Origin of the sequence: Streptomyces sp. ID05-39B (assembly GCF_033794725.1) — a bacterium.
Classification (GTDB): domain Bacteria; phylum Actinomycetota; class Actinomycetes; order Streptomycetales; family Streptomycetaceae; genus Streptomyces; species Streptomyces bobili.
Window position 1 is genome coordinate 1 of the sequence record NZ_JARGEF010000258.1, and the last position, 10,972, is coordinate 10,972.

Annotated in this window: 8 protein-coding genes and 1 pseudogene; 1 reads left to right on the forward strand and 8 read right to left on the reverse strand. The window is 70.2% G+C overall.

The window, feature by feature from the left end; genetic code table 11:
- The 5 genes from P1P75_RS34745 to P1P75_RS34765 all read right to left on the reverse strand — a co-directional run.
- A partial coding sequence (locus P1P75_RS34745; RefSeq protein WP_319263011.1) for a glycoside hydrolase family 3 N-terminal domain-containing protein occupies nt 1-1,905 on the reverse strand: 1,905 nt, incomplete at its 3' end.
- 329 nt (nt 1,906-2,234) lie between these two features.
- Nucleotides 2,235-3,371 carry a cellulose binding domain-containing protein gene (locus P1P75_RS34750; RefSeq protein ID WP_319263013.1) on the reverse strand — a complete coding sequence of 379 codons (1,137 nt, stop codon included), beginning with the start codon at nt 3,369-3,371 and terminating at the stop codon, nt 2,235-2,237.
- Nucleotides 3,372-3,987: 616 nt separating this feature from the next.
- Nucleotides 3,988-5,010, reverse strand: coding sequence for a LacI family DNA-binding transcriptional regulator (locus tag P1P75_RS34755; protein ID WP_319263015.1), 1,023 nt, complete (start codon nt 5,008-5,010; stop codon nt 3,988-3,990).
- Nucleotides 5,011-5,758: 748 nt separating this feature from the next.
- On the reverse strand, nt 5,759-6,001 hold the full coding sequence (locus tag P1P75_RS34760; RefSeq protein ID WP_319263017.1) for a DUF5302 domain-containing protein: 243 nt from the start codon (nt 5,999-6,001) through the stop codon (nt 5,759-5,761).
- 320 nt (nt 6,002-6,321) lie between these two features.
- A complete protein-coding gene (locus tag P1P75_RS34765; RefSeq protein WP_319263019.1) occupies nt 6,322-6,894 on the reverse strand; it encodes a helix-turn-helix domain-containing protein in 573 nt (190 codons plus the stop codon).
- Between the two features lie 76 nt (nt 6,895-6,970).
- Here P1P75_RS34765 and P1P75_RS34770 point away from each other — a divergent pair, with 76 nt between their 5' ends.
- Entirely contained in the window at nt 6,971-7,711 is a 741-nt protein-coding gene (locus tag P1P75_RS34770; protein WP_319263021.1) for a hypothetical protein, read from the forward strand.
- A 190-nt stretch (nt 7,712-7,901) separates the two neighbouring features.
- Here the strand turns inward: P1P75_RS34770 and P1P75_RS34775 are convergent.
- From P1P75_RS34775 to P1P75_RS34785, 3 genes and pseudogenes are all read right to left on the reverse strand, one after another.
- Nucleotides 7,902-8,428 (reverse strand): annotated as a pseudogene (locus P1P75_RS34775) (helix-turn-helix transcriptional regulator); the annotation flags it as partial.
- A 338-nt stretch (nt 8,429-8,766) separates the two neighbouring features.
- Nucleotides 8,767-9,444 carry a class F sortase gene (locus tag P1P75_RS34780; protein WP_319263024.1) on the reverse strand — a complete coding sequence of 226 codons (678 nt, stop codon included), beginning with the start codon at nt 9,442-9,444 and terminating at the stop codon, nt 8,767-8,769.
- A gap of 104 nt (nt 9,445-9,548) precedes the next feature.
- On the reverse strand, nt 9,549-10,037 hold the full coding sequence (locus tag P1P75_RS34785; protein ID WP_319263023.1) for a sortase: 489 nt from the start codon (nt 10,035-10,037) through the stop codon (nt 9,549-9,551).
- Nucleotides 10,038-10,972 lie beyond the last annotated feature (935 nt).

The following is a 10,972-nucleotide window of genomic DNA, read 5'->3' on the forward strand; positions in this document are numbered from 1 at the left end:
GCCCTTGACCGACCGCTCGTACACGTCGGGGGTGGCGCCGTAGGTGAGTCCGTGGCCGTAAGGGAAGAGCGGGGTCTGGCCGTCGCCGTCGTTGATCGGCTGCTGGGAGACGCCGCGCATCCAGGTCATGGGCAGCTTGCCGGTGGGGACATGGTCGCCGAACAGCACGTCGGAGACGCCGTTGCCCTCGGTTCCGGGCAGCCAGGCGGCCAGCAGGGCCTGCCAGTCGGGGAGTCGGGTAGCGATGTCGAGCGGCCGTCCGGAGACGAGGACCACGACGACGGGTACCCCACCGGCCTTGAGTCTGGCGAGCGTGCTCAGGTCCTCCTGGTCGAGGCCCATGCCGTTCGGCCGGTCGCCGCGGCCCTCGGCGTAGGGCGTCTCGCCGATCACGGCCACGGCGGCCGTGTAGCCGTCGCCGATGCCGTTGCCGTAGCGGTCGTAAGTGACTTGCGAGGGATCGGTGACCGCGGCGCGGATGCCCTGGAGGATGGTCGTGCCTTCGGTGACCGGGCCGCTGCGGCCCTGCCAGCCCACGGTCCAGCCGCCGCTCTGGTTGCCGATGTCGTCGGCGGACTTGCCGGCGACGAACAGTTTGGCGCCCTTGGGGAGCGGCAGGATCCCGCCGTCGTTCTTCAGCAGCACCTGTGACTTGCGCACGGCCTCCCGGGCGATCGCCCGGTGCGCGGCGGAGCCGACCCCCGACGTGTACGAGCGGTCGGTCAAGGGCCGCTCGAACAGGCCCAGTTGGAACTTCTTGGTGAGGATGCGCCGGTTGGCGTCGTCCACCCGGGCCTGGGAGATCCGCCCGGCACTCACCTCGCCGCGCAGCAGGGTCAGGAACTTCTTGTAGTCGTACGGGACCATCACCATGTCGACGCCCGCGTTGACCGCCGTGGTGATCTCGGCGCCGGTGAAGCCGGACTGCCCGTCGAGCTGGTCGACCGCGGCCCAGTCGGAGACGACGAACCCGGTGAAGCCCAGTTCGCCCTTCAGTACATCGGTGACCAGGTACTTGTGGGCGTGCGAGCGCACGCCGTTCCAGCTGCTGTACGACAGCATCACCGAGCCCACGCCGCGCCGCACCGCCTCCTGGAAGGGCGGCAGGTGGAGGGCGCGCAACTGCCCTTCGGTGAGCTGGGTGTTGCCCTGGTCGACGCCGCCGGTGGTGCCGCCGTCGCCGATGTAGTGTTTGGCGGTGGCGAGCACCGAGGCCGGGTCGGCGCCGAGGGTGGCGCCCTGCAGACCGGTGACGAACGTGGCCATGGAGGTGGGAAGTTCGGGCTTCTCGCCGAACGACTCGTAGGTGCGGCCCCACCGGTCGTCGCGGGCCACGCACAGACAGGGCGCGAAGTCCCAGTCGATGCCGGTGCCGGCCATCTCCTCGGCGACCGCCCGGCCGATGCGCTGGACCAGTGCGGGGTCCCGGGTGGCGCCGAGGCCGATGTTGTGCGGGAAGATCGTGGCGCCGCGCACCGCGTTGTGCCCGTGCACGGCGTCGATGCCGTAGATGAGGGGGATGCCGAGCGAGGTCCCCAGGGCGGTTCGCTGCAGGGAGTCGTAGGTGTCCGCCCAGGTCTGGGCGTTGTTCGGGCTGACGGTGGAGTCGCCGCCGGAGAGCACCGAGCCGATGCGGTAGGCGGCGAGGTCGGACTGCGGGACGAGGGAGTCCTTCTCGATCTGCGTCATCTGCCCGAGCTTGTCGTCGAGCGACATCCGGGACAGCAGGTCGCCGACCCGGTCCGCGACGGGCAGCGCCGGGTCCTGATACGGCAACGCCGCGGCGGGCACGGCGGGTTGGGCGGACGGTGCGGCACCGGTCAGTCCGATGAGGGTGAGGGCGGCGGCGCACAGCGCGGCAACGATCGCGGGGCGGCGGGGAGCGGGGGCGAGGCTCTGGCTCATGGCGTGGGCCTTTCCGGGTGCGGCCGGAGGAGCGGAGGAGCACAGTGGGTCGTCCTGGGTCCCGCCCCGTCACCGTGGGAGGACGAGGGGGCGGGACCCGCAACGGGCGGGGCGCCGGGTGGGATCGGGACCAGGAGAACGGTCGGACGCGGACACGGCTCAGATCAGAGAGCGCTCGGACGCGGGCGCGGCTCAGATCAGAGAACGCTCGGACGCGGACACGGCTCAGATCAGAGAGCGCTCGGACGCGGGCGCGGCTCAGATCAGAGAACGCTCGGACGCGGCCGCGGCTCAGATCACGAGGGCACGCTGACGCGGGTGGCGTCGCCTCACGAGCAGGCGGTGCCGTTGAGACTGAACCCGGCCGGCCGGCTGAACGAGCCGCTGTAGGTGCCCTGGAAGCCGAAGGTCTGTCCGGCGCCGGGCGCGATCCGCGCGTTGTGCGCGAGAGGGGTCGCCGTCACCGCGCCGGTGGACGGAGTGACGCCGGCGTTCCAGGCGTTGGTGATCCGCTGCCCCGAGGGCAGGGTGAACGCCAGCTTCCAGGGATCGACCGGAGCCGAACCCGTGTTGGTGACGGTGACGTCCGCGGTGAAGCCACCGGTCCAGACGTTGGTCGCGTACGTCACCTTGCAGGCCGTCGCCGGATCGCCCGGGTTCCCGGGGTCGCCCGGGTTGCCCGGATCACCGAGGTTCACGGCCGAGGAGAAGGAGTTCACCGCGAGCCCGGCACCGTTCTGCCAGGGCTCGAACCCCGCCTGCACGCTCGTCAGGTACCAGCTGTTCTGCGCCATGCCGCGGCGGACGGTCTCCCGCACGAAGTCCATGACGTCGAAGCTCCAGCTGGGGATCGCCGAGGGGGCGACGAACGAGATCACGTCGTTTGACCCGTTGCTGCCCGTCCACACCTGCCAGCTGCGCCCGCCCACGGTGGTGGTACCCACCGGAGAGCCGATCGGCTGGATCGAGCCCACCTTGTTGAACCAGATCATGATCTCGGTCTGGCTCACCCCGTCGGTCTTCGGCGTCGGATCGAGCCAGATGTCGTACGACGCGTTGTACACGGCATCGCCGACATAGCCGTACGAGATGCTGCTGGGCGCGCCGGCGATGCCGCTGAGCCTCGCCGGGAGGTTGGTCCCGGGCGAACAGTTCGTGTAGTGGCAGCCGTTGAACACCGAGGGGTACGACTTCGGGGCGCCGTTGGTGGGTACCGAGCCGTCGGCCTGGGTCAGCCGGAAGCCGGTGTCGGTGGCGGTGACGCACTGGGGGGCGCTGGTGCCCCAGCGGTTGTTCTGGACGACGTAGCGGCCCTGGATGGTGGTCGAGCCGAACTGGTCGCAGATCAGGGTGTCCGCCTGGACCGCCGGGGCGGCGGCCACCAGAGCGGCGACGGTCGCGAGAGCGGTGAGCAGCGCGCCGATCAGGCCGCGCGCGGTTCTGGGGCGGTGCGGTAACGGTCGCATGGGGGCCTCTCCGGGAGGGACAACCGGCTTGGAGGGAGCGGACGGGGAAACGGGAGCGCTTCCGGACCGCCCAGATGGGAGCGCTCCCATCAATGGTTCCGGTGGGACATTAGGAGGCGCTCGCGTCCCTGGCAACCCATGGGAACCGAATGTGTCGAACGGATTTCGAAGTCACAGGTCAGCGGCGGCAAGGAAATGAGACGGTCAACACGCGTCATATGCCAGGGAGTTGGGAGCGCTCCCGAAACTTTCGCTTCGTCATTCCAAGGAGCTGCTGCGGCCGGCCGGCGTGGACCTGTGGCGCGCCCGCGGACGTCGGGTCCGGGATCGGTCGTCGCGGGGGCGGTGGTGGGGCGACGAGGGGGTGCCGGGGTGGAGCGACGCGGGAGCCGTGGCAGGCCGACAAGGCGTCCGGCGTCCGGCGTCCGGCGTCCGGCGTCCGGCGTCCGGCGGATCCTCATGGCCGGTCGCCGTAGGCGTTGAGCCCAGGGGCTCATGAGACCAGGGGTGTATGGGCTCCAGGGCCTCTTCAGGCCATGATCGAGGAAGTCGTTCCGACTCCCGCGCCACCAGCCTGCCGTGGGCCACGGGCCACTTCAGCACACTCCTGGCGAACTCATGCCGATTCGCGCGTCACCAGTTGCGTTCGCAGGATCACGTGGCGCCACGCCACCTCCGGCTGTTCGATCTCCTCCAGCAGGAGCCGCACCATCGTCCGGCCGATCTCGTCCAGCGGCTGGCGGACGGTCGTCAGCGGCGGGTTCGTCTGCTCCGCCAGCTCGAAGTCGTCGAAGCCGACCACCGCCACGTCCTGCGGCACCCGGCGCCCTGCCGCACGCAGAGCGTCCAGTGCCCCGGCGGCCATGGCGTCAGACGCGACGAAGACCGCGTCGACCTCCGGGTGCCGCCCGATGAGCCGGGCCATCGCCCGGCGCCCGCTGGCCTCGGTGAAGTCACCCTGGACCACCAGGGCAGACCCGTGGTCGAGTCCCGCCTCGGCCAGCGCCTCCTCGTAACCGCGCAGTCTGCACCGGGCGACGTACATGTCGGGCGGCCCGGTGATGGCCGCGATGGCCTTCCGGCCTCCGGCCACCAGATGACGGACCGCCGCGCGTGCCCCGCCGACGTTGTCCGCGTCCACATACGTCACCCGCTCGTCGCCCGAGCGCCGGCCCAGCAGGACCGTGGGCAGCCCGGCGTCGGCGAGCATGTCCGGCAGACGGTCCTCGGCCGGCACGGACATCAGCAGCACTCCGTCGACCCGGCCGCCGCGTGCGTACTCCACGAACCGCTTCCGCTCCTCGTCCGTGCGGACCAGGGTCAGCAGCAGTTGCACCGCCGTGCCGGACAGGGCGTCCCCGACCGCCCGTACGACCTCGGAGAAGAACGGCTCCCCGAACAACCGCCAGTCCGTGTTCGTCATCACCAGCGCGACGGCGTCCGCACGTCGCCCGGCCAGTGAACGCGCCGCCAGATTGGGCACATAGCCCAGTTCGTCGATGGCGCGCCGTACGGCGAGGCGCGTGGACTCCTTGACGCCCGCCGCGTTGTTGATCACCCGGGACACCGTGCCCCGGCCCACTCCGGCAAGCGCGGCGACCTCTTCCAGCGTCGGCGTGCCCGAACTCCGTCTGACCACAGTCCCACCCCCAAGGGCACCCGATCCTAGGCCCTTCGCAAGTTTCGAACGAATGGCCAGACGGTGCGTCAGGGGGCTTTCCCGCCAATACTGTTGCTCGTGGGCCGCCGCATCCCGACACTGTCTCCGACGGCCGCGTCGCGGTCCCGTCCGGCGGCCCCCGGCCTTCCCCCCTCAGGCAGCAAGCACATCACCGGATTCCACTTGGTGCCACCGGTCCGCGCACGTGCCGGCTCGCAGAACGGCATCCTGGTCGAGCGAGCGCAGGACGCCGTTGTCCGTCCAGAAGGCAGCGGCCGGATCCGTGGTGCGCTCGCGGCGGGCCAGGGGGCAAGCCCACTGCCGCCTTCTGCTCCCCCACCCCGCGGCACCGGCCCGGCACCGCATCCTCCGGAGGATGCGGTGCCGGGCCGGTGCCGGACAGGAACGCACCCGACGGTATCAACAGGCGTCCCACCCGCCGCTGGCCGCTCGCCCTCCAACGCTCGACGTCGACGACCGCCGGGCCAGATACCTGGCCAGACCACTGACCCTGAACTCGGCCAGGGCACCCGGCTGCTCCCAACGTCCAGCAGGTACCGGCACCGGCGCACGCAACAGCCGCGACGCGACCTCGGCTGCGTTGAGAAATGCGCAGATCACACCGGGCCGGCGGGGCCGGGCCGCCACGTCGTCATCCGTCGTCCGAGATCGCCGAGCTTCCGCTGCCTACGCCTGCGGCCAGTGCCTCTGAAGGCCGGTTGGGAACTCAGCCGCCGCTCTTGCGACGGAACGACCGCTGACTCGCGGCCGGGCCGTGCGCTCCGTGGATCTTCGACGTGTCGGTGTTCGCGGCGACGTCGGTACCGTCGGCCTGCATACCGCGCTTGCGCGCCAACGCTTCCCGGAACTTGCGCTTCAAGTCGTACTGGCCGTCTTCGTCGGGCGAGAGGGAACTGCTCTCGCCGTCGACCGGCTCCGAGCCTTCGGGCAGGGGAGACTCTGCAGCCATGGTGACCTCCTGGGACTGGGCAGTGGGAAGCACAGCTTGTCACAGCGGGCGGCGTTCGAGGCGCCCGCGTCCTACGCCGCCACCTCGCCGGCCGCGGTGGTCGTGGGCGTGGGCGCGCACGTCGTACCTGTCGCCCCCGGTACTCGGCCTCGTGGTGAGGACGTGCCGTCCGTATCGTGCCGTCCGTATGTGGCTGCTACAGCCCTGGGCACTGGTCGGCGCCGGCGCCGCGACCGCCCTCGACGCGAATCGGTTCGACTGATCCGGAGGAGCTGCTGCTGGTGGCGCCCTCTGTCACGCAGTCGTCGGCCGGCTGTCGGTCAGTCAGCGGGCAGGCCGAACCAGCGGAGAAGTACGGGGCGTGCGTCGGCGGGGGCGTCCTCGGGGCCTCGGGCATAGCGTGCCAGCAGCTCCAGATAGTCGTCGTGGAACGCGTCCAGCTCACTCTTCGTGAGGTGAATGAGGCTGCGTGAACCTCGCATCCAGCCTTCGGACTCCGCCTGTCCGGCGGTGAACCTACGGGCGAGATCGACGTCCTCCTCCATCCTCATCCGGTCCAGTTCGGCCGACATGGCGCGCTCGGCCTCCGTCAGGTCGTCCTGCGGCGGTCTGCGGATGTCGAGGCCGCGCACTCCGCGCCACCAGCGCTCACGTCCGGTGGAGCGCTCGGGGATGTCCTCGATGAGGCCGCTTCGCTCCAGCATGCGCAGGTGGTAGCTGAGCGTCCCCGTGTTCTCCCCGAGGGCGGTGGCCAGCGTGGTCGAGGTGGCGGGGCCCGCCGCGCTGAGGTGGCGCAGGATGCGCAGGCGCAGGGGATGCGAGAGGGCCTTGAGCACCTCCGGGCTGTCGACCGTGCGCCGCGCTGCGGCTTCCGCTCTCCGCTCTTCTGTCATGGCGCCAGCCTATCCGAATCACAGCGGAAGCTCTGCAGACCTTCCTCTGCAGAGATATCTCTGCAATACTGTCGGCATGACGCCGAACCGAGTGACCATGAACCGCCGCACACTCCAGCGCTTCACGAGTGCCCTTGCGGCCGCACTGCTTGCAGGACTAGCCCTGGGCGCCGCACCGCCGACACATAGCACTGAACGGGCCGCGGACCTGCCCGAGTTCGACTTCTCCGCCTGTCCGGCCGTCGACGAGTTGCCCGTGGGTGCGGACCCCGGGACCTGGCGCTGCGAGGTCATGCACGCCACGGGACATCTACGCATGGGCACCGTCGACGAGCCGCTCACCGAACCAATGAAGATCACGTTTGCGGAAGGCCGCGTGGACGGTGAATTCCGCCAGGTCTTCGGGGAGATGACCGCTGCGCCGATCAGGGTGGACGGCACCCCGTTGACCCTGACCCCGCAGTACGGCGGCTATTCGGACTTCCTGTCCGACGACACCCGGCGCGGCGAGTTCGACATCAGGTTCGCCCTGGGCTGGGCGCACAGGTTCCCTGCCCTGTCGCCGTCCCACTGCTCGGTGGGCAGCGAGGAGAACGCGGTTCACCTGGTACTCAAGGACACCGTTCCCACCCGGGTCATATCCAAGGAGCCCCTGGTCGTCACCTTCGGCGCCCAGGACGTGGCATTCACCGCCCCGCGGACCAGCGGCTGCGGACCGCTGAGCCGCACGCTGGACCGGGCCCTGGGCCTGCCTTCCGCCACCGGGGCGAACGCCTTCACCATGGATGTCACGGTGGCCATCCGGCCCTACGCGTAGAGGGTTCACCACCTGTAAGGGATGGGCACTCACCGATCGCCTGGATGAGGTGGATGGTCACAGGGGATCCATGTAGCTGGACTCAACGGTACGCGTAGAAACATTCGATTGTCCTCAAAGATCTGCTGAGGCACCTTCGTAGGACGGGACCGGCCGAGTTCGCATTCCCACCGTGCGAGCCAGTCGGTGCGGGATCCACCGGCGCCTCCCACTCGTTGCCGGCCTCGCTGCAGTACGTGACCCACACGCGGCTGCTGGTCGCGACGGCGTCCACCAGTGCACCGGTGCACCGGTGACGGCCGGATCGGGGCGGGCCGACTGCGGATCCGGTGCCGCCGCCGTGTACTCGCGCAACAGAGCCGCCTCGCCGACACTCTCCGGCAGGGCGTTGACGACCTTGTCCAGCGCGCTGCCGGTCAGGCCGTCGGCCGCCGCCGGGGGGCCGCCGAGCACCGCCATCACCAGGCCGAGGGCTTCAGGCTGGGTGAAATGTACGGGCGGCAGTCTCGTTTTGCGCCCGAGCCGGTAACCGCCGTGCGGTCCACGGGCCGACCGCACGGGGATGCCCGCCTCGCGGAGGATCGCGACGTACCGGCGGGCGGCTCGCTCGGTGACATCGAGCCGTACGGCGAGTTCGCCGGCCGTCGTGCCGGAGCGGGCCTGAAGGATCTCCAGGGTACGCAGTGCTCGGGCGGTGGGACTGAGACCGTTCGGCACGGCAGCAGCTAGTCCGCGCCACTGAGCCCTTCCAGATCCCGCGGAGCGCTGACGGACTCGCCGTCCGGCCGACGCGCGGGACAAACCGGCAGGGAACTGCCCGGATCTCCCAAGGGGATGAAGCTCGCTCCGCACAGCGGCGACGAACGACGAACCGAACGACGCCGGGCGGCAGGCGGCAGGCGGCGGGCGGCGGGCGGCGGGCGGCGCGAGTCGTGTCCCACCCCAACGGCACTGCTGCGGATCACGGCGTCACGCCGCCACCGAGGTCGTCGATCGAGGGGAACGGCTCGGTCGTGGCTGCCCGGTGCGACCGGTCCGCTGTGGGCGGCACCCGCCTATCGCACGGCGGCGAGCGACGCGTAGACGACGACGTTGCTCAGATAGCCGGTGTCCTTCGTGTAGCCGCCGCCGCAGGTGATCACGCGGAGTTCGGCGCGGTCGGAACCGCCGTAGACCTTGTCGTCGGGGAATCGCTCCTTGTCGTAGACCTCGACGGCGTCGACGGTGAAGACGGCGGTACGGCCGTCCGCCCGGTCGATCTCGATCGTGTTGCCCTTGGCGACGGACCCGAGGCCGTAGAAGACCCCGGGTCCGCCGGTGGGCAGGTCCACGTGGCCCGTCGTGACGGCTGTCCCGACCGATCCGGGGGATGTGCCCCCGCCGTACCAGCCGACGAGCCTGGGGTTGTCGGCGGGTGGCGGCTGCAGCGCCCCGGACGCGTCGAGGCTGAGACTGCTCATCGGGGCGTCCACGCCGATGACCGGAATCCGCAGCCGCAGCGGTGGTGCCGGCCGCAGCGGCTCAACGGCCAGGCCTGTCGCCGCCGCCGCTGTGGGAGCGACGGCGGGAGCCGCCGGGGTGGACAAGGCCTGGTCCGTCGAGGGCTGCGGTGGCCGCACCTCGTGCAGCGCACCGCTCACCAGCAGCGCACCCGTCACCAACGTCCAGGCCACCAGCTTGACCGAGGGGACGTAGGAAGGGGAGGACGCGCGGGTTTGATGCCCAGGGGCCATCATGATCCAGCCTCTTGCTCACTACCGGGGGAAAGACGGACAGCCCTGCCACACGGCTTCCGGTCAGGCAGCCACCACAAGCCGGTGCGGTGCTGCACCGGGGGTCATGTGCGGGCGGCCTGCGAGCGGTGACGCACTCGCACCAGCCAGCCCGCCGCGCCCGCGGCCATCAGCACCCCGCCCACGGCGAGCTGTGTGGCTGTGTCGTCGGTGTCGCCGAAACCGGCCTCGACAGCGCCATGAGGCCGGCGCGCCGTCAACGCGTACGAGTCGGTGAGCTTCACCCTCGGCGGGCACTTGACCGTGACCGTGTCAGTGGTGGCCTCGGTCCCCTCCGGCACCACGAACCGGCCGGTGAGGACGCCCTTGCGCTCCCCCTCGAAGAGGTGGAAGGCTCCCGCCACCTCCGACTGACCCTTTCCGTAGACCTCCGCGCCGCACGCGGTGGTACTGACCGTGACCGTGATACCGGAAGATCCCGGCCGTGAGTGGATGTCGAGACGGGATTCGCCGGCTGCGGCAGCGACCGGGCCCTGCAACACCAGGACACCGACCACCAGCCCGATACCAACGCCAACATGTGTGCTGCCCAAGGAGTCCTCCAATGACACACTGCATTCGGCTTGCCTGAACGGGGCCACACATCCATTCCACTCATCGGACGATCGACACCCCGTCACCCCCCGCGACGCGGCACCCGGCGGAGCGATTCACCCGGCAGGCGTACCGCCCGCGTCACCACACGCGTCCGTGCGGCGGCCTGCTGAAGCACGGTCACAGGCATCGAGCACCGGCTGGTCGTGTCCACGGGCCCTTTGTCGGCGCCGGGCCGGCGTCGCTCTGTGCGTCCGGTCGGTCCTCGATGCGGTCGCGCTCGTTCTTGGGCGTGGCGGCGCACACCGACGCGATCAAGCCGGGCTCCATGTCGTCGGCGTCGATCGCTGCGCGCCCTCGGGTGCCCGGATCGGCATCGCGTTGTGTACGAACCGAGGGAGTGTTGCCCGGCCGGGCGCTGCGGAAGGCCCTCTGCGGCTCGCCGATCGCCGCCGCGCGGAGCCGGCGCCCGGGGGTCCGGCGAACTGCCGGTGCTCGCTGTGGCGTGAAGGCAGCCGTAGGAGATGGCTGATCTGTGGATCAAGTCCTAAAGCTTGAACACAAATTACACACACCCTCTCTTCATACTGGTCGCGATGGTCTAGATTGACCGTGCTTCAGCTGTTCGAACACGAAGCGATAGAAATGATCTATGGGTCCGGTGTCAGGGATTGGCAGCAGCCGCGTGCCCGGCGCCAGACGTGGGGGTGATCAATTCTTTTGGCCCGAGAGGGTCTTCGGCGCCGAGAGCGCCTGAGGTTTCGAACGGGTTCCTGAGCACCTCGGAGTCTGGCCGGACATACGGGTCCGCTGCCTCTGCGAGGCGAACTCTTCAAGTAGCTCTGCAATAGCCGGGATGTCATGCGCAGGGGGGCGTCCCGCAGGGAGGAACAGCGCTGCACCGGGGGGCGGGGAACCTCCCGAGGGGAGGGAC

Coding starts and splice junctions, on each gene's coding strand:
- P1P75_RS34750 (WP_319263013.1), bottom strand. CDS start 3,371: ATGCGACCGTTACCGCACCGCCCCAGAACCGCGCGCGGCCTGATCGGC.
- P1P75_RS34760 (WP_319263017.1), bottom strand. CDS start 6,001: ATGGCTGCAGAGTCTCCCCTGCCCGAAGGCTCGGAGCCGGTCGACGGC.
- P1P75_RS34765 (WP_319263019.1), bottom strand. CDS start 6,894: ATGACAGAAGAGCGGAGAGCGGAAGCCGCAGCGCGGCGCACGGTCGAC.
- P1P75_RS34770 (WP_319263021.1), top strand. CDS start 6,971: ATGACGCCGAACCGAGTGACCATGAACCGCCGCACACTCCAGCGCTTC.
- P1P75_RS34780 (WP_319263024.1), bottom strand. CDS start 9,444: ATGGCCCCTGGGCATCAAACCCGCGCGTCCTCCCCTTCCTACGTCCCC.